We start from the raw sequence: 20,451 nt of genomic DNA on the forward strand, positions 1-20,451 counted from the left end.
CGTATAAGAAAACTTTTCCAAAAGAAAGAGTTGTCGCAGGATTGTGGTTATGAGATTTTAATCTCGGACAAAATGATGAAGAGGAGGTTTCGCATGTTTGAAAAATGTACAGAAGTCCGCCAATGGTTACGTGAATTTGATAGTGAATGGATGTTTGCAGGAGGATGGGCCATTGACCTTCATATCGGAGAAGAAACGAGGCATCACGAAGATGTGGAAGTCGTCATTTTCCGTGAAGACCAACACGAATTATACGAAGCATTGAAATCGTGGGATTTACATGTCGTCAAAAAGAAGGATATCAAGCGTTGGGAAGGAGAGACACTTACACTTCCTGACCATGAAATTCATGCCTTTTCTCAAGAGGGCCATCGATTAGAAATTCTCCTTAATGAAAAAAACAAGCATCGTTGGCAATTTAGAAGAGATCCCTCTATTACATTCGAAATCAGTCGTATGCATCTGCAGTCAGAACATGGGCATTCGTATTTGAACCCTGAAATTGTGCTTCTTTATAAATCAACCTATACAACAGAGAAAGACGAGGAGGACTTTCTTCACGTCTTCCCTTTCATGAATGATCATCAGAAGGAGTGGTTGAAACAGGCGTTGATGCATCACCAGCCTGAACACCCGTGGCTGGAAGCTTTACTCTATTGAACGTTCATTCTAAGAAACTTATAAAATGATAAAAGCCCAGGAGACATCCGTCTTTTGGGCTATATTTATGTAGGGAATATTCGACGAATTGTTTATTTTTTCTCGGTTTGGGTATTCGATAAACATACATCGAACGCTACCCCCTCGAATGAACATCCCCTTGTATCAAAAATACGCACAAGTTCTGGAAAGGAGTTAACAATGAAAAAAGTCACTTCTGTTTTTTGGGTTACATTAGCCATTGCACTATTTGCAGTCGTTTGGGGTTCGGTTGCCCCCAAAAATCTTGAAAGTATTACAGGAAGTATCCAATCTTATATCTCTGTTCACTTTGGATGGTATTACTTACTGATCGTTACTGGTTTTGTGATTTTCTGTCTTTATATGATTTTCAGTCCTTATGGAAAAATGAAACTTGGAAAGCCTACGGACCAGCCTGATTATAACTACGCAACATGGTTCGCGATGCTTTTCAGTGCCGGAATGGGAATCGGGCTCGTCTTCTGGGGAGCAGCAGAACCGATCTACTTTTATGCCAATAATGCCCCGACCGCAGAGACAGGGACAGCAGCCGCTCTGAATGAATCCATGCGATTCGTGTACTTCCACTGGGGAGTTCATGCATGGGGAATCTACGCAATCGTTGCTCTAGTCCTCGCTTATTTCAAGTTCCGTCGAGGAGCACCAGCTTTAATTAGTTCAACACTTGAGCCCTTATTCGGAGATAAAATGAATGGGCCGTGGGGGAAAGTCGTCGATGTCATAGCCGTGTTTGCGACCATTGTCGGTGTAGCGACGACCCTTGGATTTGGTGCAGCACAGATCAATGGCGGGTTGACGTTCTTAACACCGCTTGAAGATTCATTCGGTATTCAGTTGCTCATCATTGCCGTCGTTACCGTTTTGTTTATGATTTCCGCTTATACGGGATTGAGTAAGGGGATTCGTTATTTAAGTAATACAAATATGGTTCTAGCTTTAGCCTTGCTTGCCATAATGTTGATTGTGGGTCCGACGCTTTTTATTATGAACATGTTTACAGATACGATCGGTGCTTACTTACAAAACTTGCCGACCATGAGTTTCCGTCTTGCACCGAACAATGAAGAAAACCGTACATGGATTAACAACTGGACGGTTTTCTACTGGGCATGGTGGATCGCATGGTCCCCATTTGTAGGAATCTTTATCGCGCGTGTGTCCAAAGGACGTACGATCCGGGAATTTTTATCAGGTGTTCTACTCGTGCCGTCTGCTGTAGGTTTTCTATGGTTCTCAACTTTCGGATCTTCTGCGATCAAAGTCCAACAAGATCAAGGCGGGCTTTCCGATCTAGCTACAGAACAAGTGATGTTCGGAACATTTGATAATTACCCATTAGGTTTGATCCTGTCGATTATCGCGATGGTATTGATCGGGACATTCTTTATTACATCCGCAGACTCTGCAACCTTTGTATTGGGGATGCAGACGACAAATGGTTCCCTAACACCACCTACGATGGTTAAATTCGTATGGGGAATTGTCCAGTCGTCCATGGCCGCTGTACTATTATATTCCGGTGGACTACAGGCGCTGCAGAACGCGCTCATATCCGCTGCTTTTCCATTCTCTTTCATCATGATTTTGATGGTCGTATCCTTGTACAAGGCAATTCGAGCAGATAAAATCGCGCTTGATCGAGGTAAGGATAAAGAAGAAAAAACATCAGCCTAATCAGAAGGAACTTTCGCGTCAAGAAGCGGAAGTTCCTTCTTCCATTAATCTCCTCATTGATAGATATCGTATTACATTTTAAGAGTGGTAGATTCCTTGGATGCCTTTTTATTTAAGAAGTGTCGATAACAAAGGAATGGATCCAGGCTTGAACTCTTTGTGTTTTTTTTCATGAAAATGTATCATAAAAGCTTAGAGGAATCTGATAGAATAAAAAGGAAATGGGTTAGATATAAAAGGAGCCAGAGATATGTGGGAATGGAGAAATATTTATCGTGGGATGCTGATGGGAGCGAGTGATGTCGTTCCAGGTGTAAGTGGAGGGACGATTGCAGTCGTTCTCGGCATTTACGACCGTCTGATTGAAGCCATTAACGGTTTTTTTAGTAAAGAATGGAAAACACATCTGAAATTTTTATTGCCACTTGGAATTGGAGTGGTTATCGCCATCGGTTTGATGGCCAACTTGATCGAGTGGTTATTTGAACACTACCCGGGGCCGACCCAGTTTTTCTTCCTGGGCCTGATTATCGGAGTGTTGCCGTACTTAACACATAAAGCAGATGTAAAGCATAATTTTAAAGCAAAACACTTTTTGTTACTACTGATCGGAGCTGTCTTAGTTGCCTCCATGGCATTTTTCCAGACAGCAGAGTCTGAACCAATGCAAAACTTATCGTTTGCCGGATATATTCTGTTGTTTTTCTCCGGATGGATTGCCAGCAGTGCTATGATTCTACCTGGAATCAGCGGTTCATTTATTCTATTGATTATCGGAGTATATACGACCGTAACTTCAGGAATTTCTGATTTCAGAATTGATATCATCGCCGTTGTAGGTGCAGGAATCGTCTGTGGTATCGTTGTGATGAGTAAGATTGTGAAGTTTTTCCTTGAAAATTATACGTCTGGGACCTTCGCGGTCATTATTGGTCTGGTTATTGGTTCTGTATTCGTTATTTTTCCTGGAGTGCCTGGCACGGGAGTGATGATGCTTGTCAGTATCGTTGCATTCCTTGGAGGTCTGCTTGCTGCATGGCTATTGGGCAGGGTGGAATACAAGTAAGCCTGACGAAAGACAAATGCATACATTTTGGGTATGATAAGAAGTAGTTATTTATAAAGGAGATTGAGTTTGATGGAAGCCATTCATACAACGGATAAGTTCAACGAAACAATTGCAAGCGACCGTCCGGTCATCGTGAAATTCGAAGCGGACTGGTGCCCGGATTGCCGACGCATGGATATGTTTATCGGAGACATCCTAGAGGAATATAATGGATACGATTGGTATAATGTCAATCGCGATGAACTTCCAGAGATCGCAGAAAAGTATGAAGTGATGGGGATTCCAAGCATCCTCATTTTTAAAGATGGCAACAAAAAAGCCCATCTTCATAGTGCGAATGCTAAAACTCCAGAAGAAGTAGAGGAGTTTTTACAAGCAAGTCTTTAAAGTACGCGTCCACATGGTCCTGCCATGTGGACGTTTTCTGTAAGGAGGTGCTCTCTTGTCAAAAAGGTTATTGCTCGTTGGCGCAGGTCATGCTCACTTGGAAATATTAAATCGATTGCGGAATGAAAGTTGGAGGCAGGTCGATGTTTGTATGATTACACCTTCGCCTTATCAGTACTATTCAGGAATGTTTTCAGGATACACAGAAGGTCTTTATTCTGAAGAGGATATTCGTGTTGATATTCGTCAGTTAGCGAATGTGGCCAACGTCCATTGGATTCCGAAGAAAGCAGCCTTTATAAAACCGCAACAAAAAAAGATCGTGTGTGAAGATGGATCCGTTTATCCCTTTGATGTCGTAAGTTTCGATATTGGTTCTAAAAGTTTACCCTTATCGTTTGAGGACTCAGCTGCACGAACAATTAAGCCGAATTACGAATTTACAGATCAGATTAGAACGTTGAGAGAGACGACAAAACCGTTGATTGTTGGGGGTGGTGCGGCTGGAACAGAGCTTGCCATGTCGATCCAAGCTTATAAGGATAAACACAAAACCCCCGGCCAAGTTCGTGTAATCACGTCTGATCGAATACTTGCTGATGGACCGAAGTGGGTCTCAGCAAGATTGAAAAAGTTACTGGAGAAAAAAGGGGTCCGTGTCTGGCAGAACGAACGTGTCGAAGAGGTTTTTGAAGAATTCGTCAAAACGGACAACGGAAATCGAGTTCGCCATACGGGTGTATTATGGCTGGGGGGAGCCATTGGTGATCCACTTTTTGAAAAGTCGTCACTCGCTATAGATGAACGTTCCTTCGCACTTGTACGATCGACCCTGCAATTTCGTGACTATGATTACATCTTTGGTGCTGGTGATTGTGTCACAATGATTGATTACCCGAGCCTTCCGAAAAGTGGTGTGTATGCCGTAAGACAGGGGCCGGTCCTTTGGCAGAACTTGAAAAGCTACCTTTCCGGTTTACCACTGGACTCGTTCGTTCCACAAAAGAATGCCCTTTATATTCTATCAACAGGCGGGAAGAAAGGGTTTCTTGTATATGGACCGGTCAGTTCGCACAATAAGAAGGCGTGGCAGTTGAAAAATAAAATTGATCGTGAATTCATGGCTAAATACAAGTAAAAAGAGTCTTTGAACCGTCCCCTCAGGATACTCTCAAAGACTCTTTCTTTTTTTACTAAAGCTCCCTTTTCTGGAAGACTCAGTTTCGAGATAACCGGGGTTCGTTTGCCATATTTGGAGTCAGGGGTTGTTGGGAAGCCACTCGCTTTCCTGTGGGGGAGCGCCGAGCTTCCTCGGACTTCGTCCTGCAGGATCTCGCCTATCTCCTTCTCCTACGGGAGTCTCGCAGCTTCCCAACAACCCCATTCCATGTAAGGGAGAAACGAATCCCTATACCGAGAAGGAGTTTCTCCCACTCTTCCCGCCTAAGCAGGAATAAAAGCGCCCTGTATCAAGCATTTACGTTGTGAATGCCCGCTGTGGAGGGGGTTATATTATCCACTTCCCTCAATCATACAAGCTGATTTTTCCAGAAGTGGTTTCGAGAATCTTCCATGGCAAAGGGGCGGAGGGGAATGGGGAGACTCCTGCGGGAAAAAAGTGCATGGTGAGACCCCACAGGACGCAGTCCGAGGAGGCTCACCGCGCTCCCGCGGAAAGCGAGTCATTCCCCGCAGCCCCATCCACTCAAAAAAATCTCGAAACTGAGTCTTCAAGAATCCTGCCAAATAGTTGAATAATGCTTATAGTTTTAGCCAGGTTCGTACTTTGTTGCGGAAGAGGTAGGTGGTGACGAGGAGGAGGGTGAAGACACTGAAGGCGACGAGAATCAGTGTACGGTCTCCGCTTGCAAGGCTTGTTCCGACCAGGCTGTAAGCGAATGTTCCGGGAAGCATCCCGATCACCGTAGCCAGGACGAAAGAGAGAAACTTCACTCTCGTCATTCCTGCTAGATAGCTTAATATATCGAATCCGACAAGGGGAATAAGACGCAGGATGAATACATAAAGGAAACCTTGTCCCTGCATCCGCTCGTATATGTTCCCTGCCCATTTCGACTGGTGGAATTTGAGTACAGAGTCTCCGAAAAATCTCCCCATGATATACCCGGTGACACCGGCTCCTGTAGCTCCGATGACGATATATAGCATTCCTGGCCAGATCCCATAGGCGAAAGCCGCGGCGAGCGAGAGAACGGAGGTAGGAAACACGACGATGGGGCCGATGGCATACAGCCCCATGAAAATGAGTGGTCCTATGGCGCCGAAAGATAGAATATAGGAGCGGATGTTATCCGCACTTACGTCAAACCGGGAGCGAACTAACCAAGCAAGAGCAATAAATAGGCCAAGGAACAAAGCGGTCCGTAATATGTTTTTCTTGTTCATAGAATTTCTCCGCTGAAGGTCTGGATGGAACCAGCCGGAATGGTTACCTGGACTTCCCGTGTGGGGAACGTTTCGTCGATAGGTATTGATATTTTCTTCTCAAGATTGTTGACATATAAATGTGCCACCGGCCGCCCATGCTGGTAAGTGATGTGCTCGACAGTTGCGTGGAAGCTAACCTCATTTTTTGATGTTTTTTGAGTCCCTACTCGTACGGCATGTAAAGGGGCGAATTCGTGATCATTCAAAATGAGATGGCCCCCTAAAAAGGTAGCGACTCTCATGTTGGCAGGCGACTTGTGTAACGTTTCAGCTGTGCCAATCTGTTGGAAGTTCCCGTCTTCAAAGACAGCGATTTGGTCTCCCATGATCATCGCTTCTTCCATATCGTGTGTAACGAAAACCGCGGTCGTTTCTCTCGATGCAAGGAAGTCACGCACCCAGTATCTAAGATCCTGTCTTAAAGATGGATCCAGACTACTGAAGGGTTCGTCAAACAGAATTACTTCAGGTTCCGTAGCCATCGCACGGGCGAGGGCTGTCCGCTGCTGCTGTCCGCCGGAAATCTCAGAAGGATAATGGTCACGGAAACGTGCCATCCCGATCGCTTCCAGTAAAGATTCAATCTTTTCTTCTTTATAATTTTTTGAAACTTTTGCTCCGTAAACGATATTCTCTTTTACGGTCATATGCGGGAAAAGCAAAGGCTGCTGAAAGACAAGGCTGATGCTGCGCCGGTTCGCTTTCTGTTTCGTAATGTCTCTTCCATTCATGATAATTTCGCCATCGGTCGGCTTCTCAAGCCCTGCAAGTATACGGAGCAGGGTCGTTTTTCCACTGCCTGAAGGTCCGACAATGCTCATGATTTCACCTTTCTCAAGGTGGAAGGTCAGTTCATTCAAAATCTTGTCATGATTAAAGGTTTTTGTAATGTTTATCATTTCTAATTTCGTCTGTGTCATCGATGATTCCTCCATGGCAATCGAGAGTAGGGGAGAAACATCATCAAAGCTTCAATGATGATGTACATGAAAACTGGGATGAGTGCGAACCAGATCGAGAATGCAGCCATGATTGACGTGTTGGCATTTTCGAGAAACGGAAAAAAGACCAATGGCAATGTCAGCACCCGGCCGCCACCGATAATGGCGGTGATGGCATATTGGCTCAAACTGATCACGATCGTTAAAAAGGTGACACTCCGGATTGCAGGTCTGAGTAAAGGGAGTTCTACCGTAAAGACCTGTGTCCAAAATCCTGCTCCAAGAATGTGAGGCTGCTCCATCATCGCTTTTCCGATTTGCTGATAGCTGTTATGAAAGATCTTGGTGCTGTAGGGCACGGTTGGAACTAAATGGATGAGCATCACGCCCCAAATAGTGTCTGCAAGACCGACTCGAATCATGAACAGGTGGAGTCCCATCGCAATGGCTAAGGATGGAATCAAAATCGGTGATAAAAGCAGAGCCTCCAGCCAGGCTTTTCCACGATAAGCGTAGGAGGTTAGAGCTTTTCCTGTAAACAAACCTATCGCGACGTTGATGAACAGTACAGCAAACCCAATCCCGATGGATATGAATGTCGCTTCCCACAATTGAGGATTCTGAAAGAGGGTGGAGTACCCTTGCCATCCCCAGTCTATGCCTTGTCCCGTATGGAAGCGCCAAGGAGCACTTATGCTTTGCAATAGCAAAACGGTTAGCGGAATGATGAAAAAAAACAAGGTCAAAATAAAAAACAACATTTTTTTTCGAATCATGGTCGATCCCTCCTCATCGCTCTCCATTTGGGCCTGCTTAACCCATAGTAGCTCATCAAGGTCAGCACCAGGAGAAATAAACTAGTCAGGACCATGGCGGCAAAAGCCAATGGCCTGTCTTCCCAAGAGCTTCCATAAAACCACTCATACCCGAGCACCGATAACATCTCCGGGAAAGTGGTGCCGATCAGAGCTGGAACCTCATAGGCTGCCAGAGTAAAGGAGAAGATGATCAAAAATGACTCCACGAGAACAGGGAGGAGGTTTGGGAGATCGACCGTAGTAAATCGATGCCACGCGTTTCCCCCAAGGCTGTCTACAAGAGCGTAATACTCAGGGTGGATGGATGCATACACAGGAAGAAGCAGCAGTATAACAAGGGGGATTTCTTTCCATACATACGTGATGATGATCCCTATGCCTTGCGGATCCCGGGTCCAGACGGGAAAGTGTGATGTATCTTCAAGCCAGCCGGCAGCTATAAAGGCTTGGGTCGTCCAACCTGTTTCTGAGAGTATGAGGATGACCATGTACCCCCATACGAAATGTGGGAAAAGCATCGGGATCCAAACCATCAGCCTGGGAGAGGTTTTGGTTAACAATGGGTGAAACCACTTTGTGAAACCAAGACCAAGGATAATGGAAACGATCGTAGCTATTCCTGCTGTTCGAATACTAAACCACATTGAAGAAAGAAACCGTTCTGAGTTTAAAATCTCTTCGTAATGGGCGAGCCCTTCTCCACCTAAGCTTTGGATGACCGCGTGGATGAATCCATAGAAAGGGATGATCAAAAAAATGCCCGCAGGAAGAAAGAGAAGGAAGGTTCTATTTTTGAACAACTTCATTGAACCACTGTTCCTTCATCCAGTCGACATAGGCGGCTTCTGACTCCGGCAGGAAGCTCTCTTCAAGTTCTTCTGTTGATAACACGCTTTCCCCACGTTCGACAGCTTTAAATTCCTCTTTTATGTCTTCAGGTAATTGGTCAAAGCTGATCGGCGTATTCTCTCCCCAGTCATCCGGTTTATATTTTTCCAGTTGGGCTTCTGGCGAAAGCATGAAGTTGATGGCCGCCAACGCACCAGGTTGATTCGGGCTGTTGAAAGGAATAGAGAGAAAATGCGTATTTCCGATGGATCCTGGTTCCATGACGAACGAACGTGTAGATTCAGGGAATACGCCTTCTTCAATCAATGATTCGGCCCGTGATTCGTTATATCCCATCGTCATCCATACTTCCCCCTGGCTGTACAACCGGTCTAATTCTGTCAGGCTGTTTGGGTAATGTTCTCCTGAGCGCCATAGGTCGTTTTCCATTTCATTAAGATAGGACCACGTACGTTCAGCAGTTGGAGTGATGTTGTTCTCCTCCAAGGATTGCTCATAAATATCCGAAGGCTTTTCTGCTTGAGCGTATAAGACGTGTCTTAAGAACGCATTGCCTGTAAATTCTTCAGCTGTCGGATAGGTAAACTTACCAGGGTTTTCAGCCACCCACGTTTGTAATTCTTCGAATGTAGCGGGAGGATTGGTGATTTTTTCTGAATCATAATGAAACACGAACTGGACTTTGCCCCAGGGTGCTTCCATTCCTTCCACTTTTGTCCCGAAATCCGTTTGGAAAGCTGGATCTTCCGTATTGTAGTAATCATTGAAATTAGGCAGAACTTCTGTAAAAGAACCCATCAGCAATTCGTTTTCTTTCGCGTTTTTGAAATTCTCTCCATTGATCCATATCACATCAATGGAGCCGTCTTGTTTATTCGCTTGTTTTTCTGTTTGGAGCTTCTGTAAAATCTCCGGCGTGTCGAGGGGGACGCGTTTCAGCGAGACTCCGTATTGGTCATCCAGCTGTGGTGCGACATAGTCATCAATGTAGGCATTGATTCCTTCATCCCCACCCCACATGTACAGGCGGACTTCTGTTCCTTCTGCCGCTGCTTCGATCTCTTCCCACGAAGCTTCTGTCCAATCTTTATTATTTGTGGATGTTTCACTGCAGGCTGTCAAAAACAGAATCGCCAGCAGGAAAAATGGTATAAACTTCTTCAACCGAATCTCCCCCTATGATTCTCATTATATGGGTACTACAAAAATCCCTCTGTCATTTATCATACAAACAAACCGAAAAGAAAAAAACTAATACTACTTTCGTAATGCGTGAACCTAAAAAGATACGGGTAAAGGGAGGGAAAAGGAGGACGGATATATGATTTACAATCAATTCGCGAAACCAGAAGGACTAGCTGGCAAGTTTGCCGGAATGTTTATGGAAAGAGAGAACAGGGAGTTGAACGACTGGACCTTGTCTTTTCTGGATATAGAAAAGGATGACCGCGTTTTAGAGGTCGGATTTGGTTCTGGATCAGCTCTGAAAAAAATAGCTGCCTTGGAACCGGAGGCTTTGTATGGAATCGATCCTTCAGAGGCGATGGTTGAAATGGTATTAAAGAAGTTAAATGATCAAGCGTGTTCACAGCAGATTGGTATTTTTCATGGCGACGCCTGTCAATTGCTTCATTTTCACAAACCTTTAGATAAAATCTATGCCGTCAACAATATCACGTTTTGGGACCGGCCCGTAGAAATTCTCCGCCACTTGCGGACGTTGCTCAGTGAAAAGGGGAAAATCGCCCTGACGATTGTTCCGCATGAAAAAGAAGCCACTGATGACACAACGGAAGTGCTGGGTGGTCAAATGCAAAACCTTCTTGTGAAAGCAGGGTTTCGAAATGTATGGATCCATTACAAATCAGAAAAACCCAACGATGCGGTCTGTGTGACAGGAATGAAAAACGATATGATAGGATAAGGAAAAAGGGAGGAAAGCATATGAAATTAAAAAAAGGTGAAAGAGAATATATGGTGGATCAGGTCAAAGAATACTTTGAACTAGAACGGGGAGAGGTGATCGGTGACCTTGCAGCTGAACAATGGGTACATAAGCTAGCAGAAGAGATGGGCCCCTTCTTTTATAACAAAGGAGTAGCAGACGCGAGACAGATGGTAGAACAGAAGATTATGAACGTCGATGAAGATCTTCGTTCCCTCGAACGCCCAGCTGGTAAACCGACACGCAGGTAAAAAAACACCGCTTCATTAAGCTGAAGCGGTGTATGGTTCTTCATCATCATCTTCGAAATCTACTTCAAGATCTTTTTCTATTTGTTGTTCTTCCACTCGTTGATTCCATTCAAAATGTTGCAATTGCTCGTTCAAGTCGGCCACCATATTTTCCAGGTGATCGGTTTCTTTGATCATCTGTTGGAAGGCGGCTTGCTGCTCGACGGTAGACGCAGAGATTTCTTCTGTGCCTGCCGCTGTCTCTTCAACGATACTGCTCACATTTTCTATGGAAACATAAACATTCGCACTCTTATCTTTAGATTCATCCAGGCCAGTGACTAGGGCTCCCAGCTGTTCATCGATGGACTTCACTTGAGCTGTTATCTTTTCAAAAGCTGTCTTGGATGTATCTACAGAATGGTTTTGCTGTTCAGAAATTTGGATGGTCTCCTGCATTTCCTGTTCGATGACTTGAACGCCATCTCTGATCTGCGTCACCATTTCTGTGATGTGTCCAGTGGCTGAGGTGGACTGATCAGCAAGTTTGCGAACTTCTTCAGCGACGACAGCGAAGCCTTTTCCATGTTCACCAGCACGTGCTGCTTCAATGGCAGCATTCAGAGCAAGAAGGTTCGTCTGTTCTGCGATATCATTGACGAGTTTGACGGTTGATTCAATTTGATCCGTATATTGGATGAAGTGATTAACGGACTTTTCTACGTTCGCAATCGACGCCGCACTTCGGTCCATGAGCGCCCGTTGGTCTGTAATGCTCGTCTGCCCCTCATCCACATAAGTGAGGGCTTGCTGACTGGCCTTCCTGGAGGATTGTCCGTGTTCACGGTTCAATTCAAATCCTTGATGGAGATCATCCATTAGATTTGCCACATCCTGAACATCTTCAGAAATGGATTGGCTCCCTTGAGCAAGTTCATCGGTTGAATTGGCTACTTGACTCGATATTTCAGAAAGACCACCCATCTCATTGTGAAGACGGGAGCTGAAGTCTTGTACATTTTGTCCAATGTGATGAACGGATTGGACGGTTCCTTCTAAGTTACCGATCATCGTACGGAACGATCGCTTCAATTGACCAATTTCGTCCTTCTCTTTATCACTCACTTCAATCGAAGTTTTTAAGTTTCCATTGGCTACTTCAGATGCTTTTTCAGCAAGATCACGAATCGGGCGCGCGATAAGTTTCGTAAGTCTTGTCGTTGATAGAATCGTAGAAACTACCAGGACGGCAGCTGCGATGATGGTGAACAGGATCAAGTTCTGAATCGTCTGTTTTTGGTCCGTCATTTGAGCGTCATACCAGGATTGGGTTTCTTGCTGAAGCATATAGATATCGTTGATGATTCCTCCAGTACGGGCGGCTTGACGTTGTACTTCATTGGTATCGTTGCTTGCCAGAGCCCCTGAAGCAAGCTCTGTCCAATTTTCAAATTTCGATTGTGCCTGGTTGTACCATTGTTCCTGAGCTTCCGTTGCAATGAGAGGTTCCATATCCCCGAAGATACTGGCAGTTTGTTCGATTAGAACTTCTGCTTCGCTGCGGGAAGCTTCTGACGGGTTGTATCCGTAGGTGGTCAAAGCCTGTTCCACACTGACGAGTTGACCATGCAATTCTTTACCTTCAAGTAAAATTTGGACATCTTGATTGGATGAACGTTGTAAGTCCATCATTTGAAAAACGATGAAACTGATGAGTGCCAGGCATAAAAGTAATGGAATGAGAGTCATTGTATACAATCTTTTTCCGATAGTCATCACGTTTCCCCCTTACTTTCCTGTCGCTTCATTTAATAGATTTTGTTCCTCTGAATTCAATTCAATCAAGCGGATCGGAGCAAGACCTACACCATTTTCTTGAATGCCGAGCGTTTGTGTACCTCCATCGAGCTTTTGTCCATCACTCAAGAGTTTCATCACATCATAAAGGGCGACGTTGACATTTTTAAGCATGGAAGAGACGACAGCTTCTTCAGCTACGAAAAATTGGTCGCTATCCACACCGAACGCGTAGATCTCTTGTTTCTGAGCTTCTTTTAGAACACCGATGCCTGTAAAACCTGCGGCAGGAAATACGAAGTCAGCACCTTCTGTCACCATGTCGTTCGTGATAGAAGCTCCTAGTTCATCATCATCAAACGTTCCTGCATAAACAGACAAGACCTGTGCGTCTGGATTCGCTTCTTTTACCCCTGCTTTGAATCCTTCCTCAAAACGTTCTACGACCGGGATTTTTTCGCCACCAATAAATCCGACGGTACCTGTTTTCGTCTTCATTCCAGCAATGAGCCCGATCAAGTAACTGCCCTCATCTTCCTTAAAGGTGATGGATGTTACATTCTCAAGTTCAGAAACAGCATCAATCATCACGAATGACTGGTCCGGGTTTTCTTTCGCTAATTTCTCAATGGCTTCCTGAGAATTATATCCAAGTCCTATTATGACATCATGGTCTTGGGCCAACAGCTCTTGGGCATTCTTTTCATAATCCTGATCGAACGGCTCCCGATAATCGAAAGTGATGCCTAACTCATCACGAGCTTTTTCAAGGCCTTGAAAAGCAGAATCACTGAAAGAATCATCCCCCAGTCCGCTGTCTGTGACAATAAGACCAGCGCTTATCGGATCTTCTGTATTCGCTTTCGTTTCATTGTTCGCACATCCAACCAATCCTACAAGTAAGGAAAGGAGGACGAAAGGTATGTATAGACGTTGCAAAATCACCACTCCTTGTTATGATGTCTGACATCTATAAATATCGGAAATAACCAGGACAATTTAAATAGGAAGGAAGACTTAATATCCTCTTTTATCTCACTAAAGCTCCCTATTGTGGAAGAAGCAGTTTTGAGATAACCGGGATTGGTTCGTTTGCCGTATGGGAATCAGGGGTGGTTGGGAAGCCGCTCGCTTTCCTGCGGGGTCTCTCCAGCCAATCCATTTCCGCGGGAGTCTCCCAGCTTCCCAACCACCCCATTCGATTCGTTGAATGTGAGAAACGAACTCCTTTGCCAAGTTGAATTGTCTTTCATTACCCTACTGTTAGAAGCATAAAGCGCTCTGTATCAAGCTTTCAGGATTCATGAACCTGGACATGGGAGTTTATTCTTACACTTCCATCAAGCTGGATAGCTACTTATCCGAGAAGTGGTTTCGAGACACTGATATGGTAAAGGGGCGGAGGGGAATGGCGAGACTCCCGCGGAAAGCGAGTCATTCCCCGCAGCCCCAATTCACTCAACCAAAGTCTCGAAATCGAGTCTTACACAATCCTGCCATTATGTTGAATAGTGGTGAAATAGAAAAAACCACGATGACGTTAGGTCATCGTGGTTGTGGAATGGCTTAATTGGAAAGCATCGGCGAGTAGTTCGTAGGAGCGTAATCGATCTTCGAATGGAGTGACGATCGTGTTGACGATCACTTCATCTACGTTGTAGCTCTCCGCCAACTGCTCAATCTCTTCCTTTACTTTTTCAACAGAACCGACAATCATCCGATTTCGGTTGTCCTGGATTCGTTCTTCTTCAAAAATGGTGTACGAATGGCTGAGTGCTTCATCGGGAGTGGGGAAGTGTGTGCGCTTTCCGCCTTGTTCAATTTGTAAAAGAGCAAGATCCAGACTTGAAGCCAAATACTCCGCATGCTCATCAGTTTCTGCACAGACGACAAAAACAGAGACATTTCCTATGGGCTTATTTTGCTGCATAGAGGTTGTGAAATAATCTTGATAGCGATCCATTGCCCGAATTCCACCACGTCCGTTAATGAAGTGGGCGAAGGAGTAAGAGACGCCTAAGTCTGCAGCCAAGCGAGCGCTTGTTCCGCTTGAGCCAAGCATCCACACGGGTGGTGCCGTTTCTCCTTTTGGTGTTGCATACACGTCCATACCGTGTGGGTCCTGTCCATGTAAATAAGCGATCAACTCTTCCACTTGGGATGGATAGTCTTCGATACTTGGCACTTTTCCACGGTTTAACGCTAAGTTGACGTTAGGCATCCCACCAGGAGCCCGGCCCACTCCAAGATCAATGCGATCAGGGTGGAGGGTTTCGAGAATTCGAAAGGCTTCCGCGACTTTATAGGAGCTGTAGTGGGGAAGTAATACGCCTCCTGTGCCAATTCGGATGTTTTTTGTATGGGCAGCCAGGTGGGCCGCGAGTATCTCAGGTGCAGACCCTGCAAGACTGCTTGTACTATGATGTTCAGACACCCAGAAACGGTGATATCCCAGCTTATCCGTCCACTTTGCGAGGTCTGTTGTTTGTTGTAAGGCTTCTTTTGGGTCTGTCCCTGTTAAGATAGGGGATTGATCCAATACACTTAATTTCATTTTCATACCCCATTTACTTCGTTCGTTGTCATTCTATCTAACTACTATCGTCCCATGTGCCACGTGCAGATGCAAATGTAAAACAATTCTTTTCCTTCTTTTCTCCAAACGAATCTTAACTATAGCTCCCGATTGTGGAAGACTCAGTTTCGACACTTTTGTTGAGTGGATGGGGGCTGCGGGGAATAGCTCGCTTTCCGCGGGAGGCTCATCACTCGCCCACGGAAAGCGAACCTTTTCCCGGAGCCCCTAAATACCCACAAAAGTCTCGAAATTGAGTCTTACACAATCCTGCCATATTCTTTAATATATCTTAAAAGGATATTTGTTGGGGGAACAAAGAAAAACCGGCTGTCTGGGGGACAGCCGGTTTTTCTTTAGAGTTATCTGGATAGGATGCCTAGTAAACCGTAAGTCAGGATGGACTGACGTTCCATCTTGAACATCTGGCGTACTCTGAGATCATCGGTATGTAGTGGTGTGAAGAAGATCGCTTCATTTCTAAATTCATCTTTCGGCTCTACAGCGAGCCATTCGCCATCTTCAAGACCTGATATGATTTCGACGAGGCCTTGTTCTTCAATTCCTGTTTCAATGTCACGGCGCTCTAGAATTCCTTCCTCATTCATCACCCATGCATAAAGGTTTTCTTCAGTCTCTAACGCCTTTTCAACAGCAGTAACTACACCTAAAGCATCATCAGTAATGATTTTCAGATCCGCATGATAGCCAGCCAGCAATTCTTCTGAAGGGTTTTCCACGGAAACTTTGAAAGGATAGCGGCTTGAGCGATGGACCTCGACTTCTTCTGGGTAATCGTCCACAGACGTCAATGTACCTGTCGTTTCATATTCCAGTTCGGGAACATGGATTTCGACGACCATTTCTTCTTCGATTTCCTTCCGTTCTTGTTCAGGTATGGTTCCTTCTAATACTAGGTTCGTAGATTCCAATGTAAGAAGAGGGGCATCGAGGTCTTCAGAAATTTCGCTGACCGTTCCTGAAAAAGCGCTTGTAACGGTGATTCGATCACCTTCGTCCTGAAGCTGGTCCAGTTGGTCTTCCACCATTTCGAGCATGGCTTCTTGTTTTGCGAGTTCTGCTTCTTGTTCGGCAATCTTCTCTTCTTTCATGTACTCGGTTTCTACGTAGGAAGGGGGAGTAGCGTCACTTGTATCGGAATTATTGTTGAACAGACTTGAGTTATCGTTTGTGTCGGGAGGATCAGGTACGCGATAGCTCTCAATTTCGTCTATTAAATCTTCAATCGCGTCAATTTCTTCTTCTAATCGGCTGACTTCAGACTCAAGACGGGATTCCTCCTGATAATAGTTCAAGACATCGTACGTGTAGAGGTCATCACCCTCACTGACGGTGTCTCCTTCTTCAACAAGGAACTCATTGAACGATCCAACATCTTCATTGAAATAGACAGGCTCTGTTTCTTCAGACGTGAACACAGCTTTTGTATCCATTTTTTCAAATAAATCATAGGTGATTGTCTTGGACCATTCATTGATATAAGACTTGCGATCCACTTGTTCTCCTTCATCAAGGAAGATGAGGAAAGCATTGGTCGTAACGAAGGCGACAATCAAGATTCCGAGGATTCTGCCTTTAACATTGATTTTTTTCATAGATCTTTACACCTGCTGCTTTCTTATCTGAGTAAATAAAGGAGATACAAATCGAATTTAGATAGGGCGGCCGTACCTGCCCATAACAACATGTGCCAAAAAACAACACCGATCCAGATCCAGCCAATTTTCGTTTTAGAAAGCCAGGAGATACACTTCACCTGGTACCAAATGATGAAAAGTTGGAAGATGGAGATGGCTCCGCATAAGTAAATGACCCAATCAATGCTAGTGAAATAAGAGGCGATCACTCCGAAAGAAAAGGGAGAGACGTACCAATCAATACCTGCATAAACCATTAGCGGAATCCAGGTGATCCGTTCGATCAGCATGATCAGCAATACATTCATCTGCAGAATAAAGAGTTTTTTATAAGACACGTTGTTGAACAACCAGAAAAAGAAAGATGAAATGAAAAGCGTGAACAAGAATAAAAGGATCGCGAAACCAGCGCGTCCAATTAAGAACCAGGCTTTCCTCATTTCATATTCGACTCTGTTCAGGTCAGACATGTTGGCAGAAATCGCATCCGTACCGAGACCAAGCCACGCTGTCCAGACATATGTAAGAATCGTCAAACCTAATAAAAAGAATAATAGATTCCAAACGTTTTTGAGCCGTTCCGCTTCGTTCAGTTTGAACAAATGGTCTTCCCGGCTTGTAAATAGCTTTATTAAATGAATCGAGTATGTCATGCGTTCCATCCTTTAATATAGAAAATAAAACTCTCTGTCTTATTCTAACGGAAATTGTCAGTTGTTGCTATAATTACCTTGCAAACTAGTTGGAAAAAGTTAGGTGGATAAATTCCGATGTTGTTTTTCATATAAGCTCTCGATTGTGGAAGACTCAGTTTCGAGATGTTTCCGGTTTCCGGGGTTCGTTGCCTGGTTGAGCATCAGGGCTGGCTGGGAAGCAACTCGCTTTCCTGTGGGGGAGCGCCGAGCTTCCTCGGACTACGTCCTGCGGGATCTCGCCTATCTCCTTCTCCCACGGGAGTCTCGCTGCTTCCCAACCACCCCATTCCATGTAAGGAGACACGAACCCCTTTACCAAGTTGAATTGTCTTCCACTATCCGGTTGTTAGAAGCATAAAGCGCTCTGTATCAAGCTTGGATTCATGAACCTAGAAATGGGGAGTTTAACCTTACACTCACATCAAGGGGGATAGCTACTTATCCGAAAAATGGTTTCGAGTCACTGAATATGGTTAAGGGGCGGAGGGAAACAGTGAGACTCCTATGGGGTGTGCGGGACAGCTGAGACCCCGGAAGGCGTAGCCTGAGGAGGCTCAGCGCCCGCCCCATGGAAAGCGAACTGTTTCCCGCAGCCCCTAAAATTCCACAAAAGTCTCGAAATCGATTCTTCAACAATCCTGCCATATTCTTTAATAATTAATCATTAACGTCACCGTTTGCAGAGCCAAAAATAAAGCACGGTGCTGGATGCACCGTGCGTTTCATTTAGCCTTGAGAAGGCGCCGCTTGGTAGGGCGGGTCTTGATTCTTCTCTTTAAAAAATAGCGATCGATCTTTATAAAGGAAGATCATGGATAGAACGAAAGCGAACAGATCAGAAAGAGGGAAGGCGAGCCACACGCCTGTCACTCCGAAGAAATTCGGCAAAATCAATACAAGCGGAATTAAGAATAGCACTTGGCGCGCCATAGACAAGATAAGCGCTGGCTTTGCCATTCCTAATGCCTGATACAGGCCGCCGCTGACCACCTGAGCTCCGATTAGAATGGCAAGAGCAAACATGATGCGGATAGCATAAGCCCCTGTTTCAATGGTCGCTTCATCTCCAGTGAAGATGTTCATCAAACCCTCTGGGAAGGCCATCATCAGGATGAAAATGCCCGCGGATATGATCGTAACGACTTTCATACCGAGCATAACCGTTTCTTTCAAACGGTCGTAATTATTGGCTCCGTAATTATAGCCAATAATCGGCTGCATGCCTTGAAGGACGCCGATCATCGGCATGATGGTGAACATCGCAAGCTTCTGGACGATTCCGAAGACGCCGACTTCGAATTCACCGCCGAATTTAATGAGCATCAGGTTGATGGCGATCATCATCCCGCTTCCAGATACTTGTCGAATGAAAGCCGGCATACCAATGGTTAACACTTCACGGATGACAGACCACTGCGGTTTCAAGTAGGTAGCTTTGACCGTGAGTGATGATTTTCCTTTTAAGAAGTAATTCAAGACGACGATCGTTACGGTCGCCTGGGATATGACGGTGGCAACGGAAGCACCCTGCACACCCATATCCAAACCGAAAATGAAGATCGGGTCCAGGATCATGTTCAAAACAGCCGGGATGATCATCGTCATCATCGCAAACTTGGAGTTTCCTTCTGAACGGATGATACTGTTCGTCGTAAAGGCGAAAGAGAAGAAGAACGATCCAAGCATGATCGGGAACAAATAGTCCGTTGCATAAGGCATAATGTTGTCCGTTGCTCCGAACAGTTTCAGCAAAGGCTCAAGAAAGGTGAAGGCACCGATGAAGCCGAAGCTTGAGACGACAACGATCGTAAAAAGGATGTTTCCGAAAACTTGGTTGGCTTCTTCCTGTTTATTTTCTCCTAAACGTCTTGAGATGACGGAGGCACCACCAATACCGACGGCTGCGGCAATGGCCATGATAATCATCATCACGGGGAAGCCGATACTGACACCGGAAACGCCTAAAATCCCGACACCTCGCGCGATGAACAGCGTGTCAACGACATTGTAAAGGGCCATGACGAACATGCCGATCATAGCGGGAACTGATAAATTCGTTAACAATTTCGGGATGGGTTCGGTCCCTAACCGCTGACTTTGTTGTTTCATTTAGCTTCGCTCCTTGATGTTTTAGGTTTTAAGTTGTCTTGCATCTTTTTCAACCAGGACACCATGACTTGCTGTTCTTCTTTTGACAGCCCCTGAGTCGCTTCTGCTTCAATATCCTCGATGATCTTAAGGATGGTTGCATGCAACTCTAGTCCTTTATCCGTTAGCTTCACAAGCTTTGTCCGTTTGTCTTTTTGGCAGGACCTTTTCATGATACGTTCATGCTTTAAGAGTGTTTCAATCAAGCCGTTCATCGATGAGGCTTTAATGTGCAACTGCTTTTGCAGGTCCGTTTGGGATTGCTCGCCCGCTTTTGCCAGGAAGTAGATGACTTTCGCCTGTGAGTGGGTCAATCCGTACTCTCCTAATCGCTGGTTATATATATTTTGTAAAAAATGCGCGACCATATTGATGTTGTAACCTAAGTTTTGATCTATGTTTTGTTTCATATTTACTTAGCCCCCTAAACAAATTATAGTATAATACGACTTCGCTTAGAAGTAAACGAAAGTGTTTCACATAAGAGGAGCTATGGCGAACTTATGAACTATTAT

Annotated in this window: 19 protein-coding genes; 7 read left to right on the plus strand and 12 right to left on the minus strand. The window is 45.0% G+C overall.

Annotated features, from left to right (window positions below; all coding sequences use genetic code 11):
- Positions 1-93 precede the first annotated feature (93 nt).
- The 5 genes from ACJA3J_RS02025 to ACJA3J_RS02045 all read left to right on the plus strand — a co-directional run bounded on the left by ACJA3J_RS02025 (position 94) and on the right by ACJA3J_RS02045 (position 4,970).
- A complete protein-coding gene (locus ACJA3J_RS02025) occupies positions 94-660 on the plus strand; it encodes a nucleotidyltransferase domain-containing protein (RefSeq protein ID WP_406945392.1) in 567 nt (188 codons plus the stop codon).
- Positions 661-861: 201 nt separating this feature from the next.
- Positions 862-2,376, plus strand: coding sequence for a BCCT family transporter (locus ACJA3J_RS02030; RefSeq protein ID WP_406945393.1), 1,515 nt, complete (start codon positions 862-864; stop codon positions 2,374-2,376).
- A 250-nt stretch (positions 2,377-2,626) separates the two neighbouring features.
- Entirely contained in the window at positions 2,627-3,442 is an 816-nt protein-coding gene (locus tag ACJA3J_RS02035; RefSeq protein WP_089654525.1) for a DUF368 domain-containing protein, read from the plus strand.
- Positions 3,443-3,514: 72 nt separating this feature from the next.
- The gene (locus ACJA3J_RS02040) at positions 3,515-3,832 is read left to right on the plus strand and encodes a thioredoxin family protein (protein WP_089654526.1); all 318 of its coding nucleotides are present in this window, start codon (positions 3,515-3,517) and stop codon (positions 3,830-3,832) included.
- 55 nt (positions 3,833-3,887) lie between these two features.
- On the plus strand, positions 3,888-4,970 hold the full coding sequence (locus tag ACJA3J_RS02045) for an FAD-dependent oxidoreductase (RefSeq protein WP_406945394.1): 1,083 nt from the start codon (positions 3,888-3,890) through the stop codon (positions 4,968-4,970).
- Positions 4,971-5,593: 623 nt separating this feature from the next.
- Here the strand turns inward: ACJA3J_RS02045 and ACJA3J_RS02050 are convergent.
- The 5 genes from ACJA3J_RS02050 to ACJA3J_RS02070 are packed head-to-tail and all read right to left on the minus strand — an operon-like array spanning position 5,594 to position 10,052.
- The gene (locus ACJA3J_RS02050; RefSeq protein WP_406945395.1) at positions 5,594-6,238 is read right to left on the minus strand and encodes a TVP38/TMEM64 family protein; all 645 of its coding nucleotides are present in this window, start codon (positions 6,236-6,238) and stop codon (positions 5,594-5,596) included.
- Entirely contained in the window at positions 6,235-7,200 is a 966-nt protein-coding gene (locus ACJA3J_RS02055) for an ABC transporter ATP-binding protein (protein WP_406945396.1), read from the minus strand. Before ACJA3J_RS02055 ends, ACJA3J_RS02050 begins: the two co-directional genes overlap by 4 nt.
- Positions 7,197-7,997: an ABC transporter permease gene (locus tag ACJA3J_RS02060; RefSeq protein ID WP_406945397.1), complete on the minus strand. Its 801-nt coding sequence runs from the start codon at positions 7,995-7,997 to the stop codon at positions 7,197-7,199. Before ACJA3J_RS02060 ends, ACJA3J_RS02055 begins: the two co-directional genes overlap by 4 nt.
- On the minus strand, positions 7,994-8,845 hold the full coding sequence (locus ACJA3J_RS02065) for an ABC transporter permease subunit (protein ID WP_406945398.1): 852 nt from the start codon (positions 8,843-8,845) through the stop codon (positions 7,994-7,996). The genes ACJA3J_RS02060 and ACJA3J_RS02065 overlap by 4 nt, the downstream gene beginning before the upstream one ends.
- Positions 8,826-10,052, minus strand: coding sequence for an ABC transporter substrate-binding protein (locus tag ACJA3J_RS02070; protein ID WP_244157278.1), 1,227 nt, complete (start codon positions 10,050-10,052; stop codon positions 8,826-8,828). Before ACJA3J_RS02070 ends, ACJA3J_RS02065 begins: the two co-directional genes overlap by 20 nt.
- A 157-nt stretch (positions 10,053-10,209) precedes the next feature.
- Between ACJA3J_RS02070 and ACJA3J_RS02075 the strand changes: the two genes are divergently transcribed.
- Together ACJA3J_RS02075 and ACJA3J_RS02080 are read left to right on the plus strand one after the other, a co-directional pair.
- Entirely contained in the window at positions 10,210-10,812 is a 603-nt protein-coding gene (locus ACJA3J_RS02075) for a class I SAM-dependent methyltransferase (protein WP_089654532.1), read from the plus strand.
- Between the two features lie 20 nt (positions 10,813-10,832).
- Positions 10,833-11,084, plus strand: coding sequence for a DUF2164 domain-containing protein (locus tag ACJA3J_RS02080; RefSeq protein ID WP_406945399.1), 252 nt, complete (start codon positions 10,833-10,835; stop codon positions 11,082-11,084).
- Between the two features lie 15 nt (positions 11,085-11,099).
- Here the strand turns inward: ACJA3J_RS02080 and ACJA3J_RS02085 are convergent, their stop codons facing one another.
- The 7 genes from ACJA3J_RS02085 to ACJA3J_RS02115 form a co-directional block, all read right to left on the minus strand.
- Entirely contained in the window at positions 11,100-12,839 is a 1,740-nt protein-coding gene (locus tag ACJA3J_RS02085) for a methyl-accepting chemotaxis protein (protein WP_406945400.1), read from the minus strand.
- A gap of 12 nt (positions 12,840-12,851) precedes the next feature.
- On the minus strand, positions 12,852-13,799 hold the full coding sequence (locus ACJA3J_RS02090; protein ID WP_089654535.1) for a BMP family protein: 948 nt from the start codon (positions 13,797-13,799) through the stop codon (positions 12,852-12,854).
- Positions 13,800-14,400: 601 nt separating this feature from the next.
- A complete protein-coding gene (locus ACJA3J_RS02095) occupies positions 14,401-15,414 on the minus strand; it encodes an LLM class flavin-dependent oxidoreductase (protein WP_089654537.1) in 1,014 nt (337 codons plus the stop codon).
- 383 nt (positions 15,415-15,797) lie between these two features.
- Positions 15,798-17,051: an efflux RND transporter periplasmic adaptor subunit gene (locus ACJA3J_RS02100; protein WP_406945401.1), complete on the minus strand. Its 1,254-nt coding sequence runs from the start codon at positions 17,049-17,051 to the stop codon at positions 15,798-15,800.
- Between the two features lie 23 nt (positions 17,052-17,074).
- Positions 17,075-17,746, minus strand: coding sequence for a hypothetical protein (locus tag ACJA3J_RS02105; protein WP_089654539.1), 672 nt, complete (start codon positions 17,744-17,746; stop codon positions 17,075-17,077).
- A gap of 768 nt (positions 17,747-18,514) precedes the next feature.
- Positions 18,515-19,897, minus strand: a complete 1,383-nt coding sequence (locus ACJA3J_RS02110; RefSeq protein ID WP_406945402.1) for an MATE family efflux transporter — start codon at positions 19,895-19,897, stop codon at positions 18,515-18,517.
- A complete protein-coding gene (locus ACJA3J_RS02115; protein ID WP_115894382.1) occupies positions 19,894-20,346 on the minus strand; it encodes a MarR family winged helix-turn-helix transcriptional regulator in 453 nt (150 codons plus the stop codon). The genes ACJA3J_RS02110 and ACJA3J_RS02115 overlap by 4 nt, the downstream gene beginning before the upstream one ends.
- Positions 20,347-20,451: the final 105 nt, after the last annotated feature.

This window comes from Halobacillus sp. SY10 (assembly GCF_045401165.1).
In the GTDB taxonomy this organism is placed as follows: domain Bacteria; phylum Bacillota; class Bacilli; order Bacillales; family Halobacillaceae; genus Halobacillus; species Halobacillus aidingensis.

Excerpts from the sequence above, each read along its gene's own strand:
- ACJA3J_RS02025 (WP_406945392.1), top strand. The coding sequence starts at position 94 with ATGTTTGAAAAATGTACAGAAGTCCGCCAATGGTTACGTGAATTTGAT.
- ACJA3J_RS02030 (WP_406945393.1), top strand. The coding sequence starts at position 862 with ATGAAAAAAGTCACTTCTGTTTTTTGGGTTACATTAGCCATTGCACTA.
- ACJA3J_RS02035 (WP_089654525.1), top strand. The coding sequence starts at position 2,627 with ATGTGGGAATGGAGAAATATTTATCGTGGGATGCTGATGGGAGCGAGT.
- ACJA3J_RS02040 (WP_089654526.1), top strand. The coding sequence starts at position 3,515 with ATGGAAGCCATTCATACAACGGATAAGTTCAACGAAACAATTGCAAGC.
- ACJA3J_RS02050 (WP_406945395.1), bottom strand. The coding sequence starts at position 6,238 with ATGAACAAGAAAAACATATTACGGACCGCTTTGTTCCTTGGCCTATTT.
- ACJA3J_RS02055 (WP_406945396.1), bottom strand. The coding sequence starts at position 7,200 with ATGACACAGACGAAATTAGAAATGATAAACATTACAAAAACCTTTAAT.
- ACJA3J_RS02060 (WP_406945397.1), bottom strand. The coding sequence starts at position 7,997 with ATGATTCGAAAAAAAATGTTGTTTTTTATTTTGACCTTGTTTTTTTTC.
- ACJA3J_RS02065 (WP_406945398.1), bottom strand. The coding sequence starts at position 8,845 with ATGAAGTTGTTCAAAAATAGAACCTTCCTTCTCTTTCTTCCTGCGGGC.
- ACJA3J_RS02075 (WP_089654532.1), top strand. The coding sequence starts at position 10,210 with ATGATTTACAATCAATTCGCGAAACCAGAAGGACTAGCTGGCAAGTTT.
- ACJA3J_RS02080 (WP_406945399.1), top strand. The coding sequence starts at position 10,833 with ATGAAATTAAAAAAAGGTGAAAGAGAATATATGGTGGATCAGGTCAAA.
- ACJA3J_RS02085 (WP_406945400.1), bottom strand. The coding sequence starts at position 12,839 with ATGACTATCGGAAAAAGATTGTATACAATGACTCTCATTCCATTACTT.
- ACJA3J_RS02095 (WP_089654537.1), bottom strand. The coding sequence starts at position 15,414 with ATGAAATTAAGTGTATTGGATCAATCCCCTATCTTAACAGGGACAGAC.
- ACJA3J_RS02100 (WP_406945401.1), bottom strand. The coding sequence starts at position 17,051 with ATGAAAAAAATCAATGTTAAAGGCAGAATCCTCGGAATCTTGATTGTC.
- ACJA3J_RS02105 (WP_089654539.1), bottom strand. The coding sequence starts at position 17,746 with ATGACATACTCGATTCATTTAATAAAGCTATTTACAAGCCGGGAAGAC.
- ACJA3J_RS02110 (WP_406945402.1), bottom strand. The coding sequence starts at position 19,897 with ATGAAACAACAAAGTCAGCGGTTAGGGACCGAACCCATCCCGAAATTG.
- ACJA3J_RS02115 (WP_115894382.1), bottom strand. The coding sequence starts at position 20,346 with ATGAAACAAAACATAGATCAAAACTTAGGTTACAACATCAATATGGTC.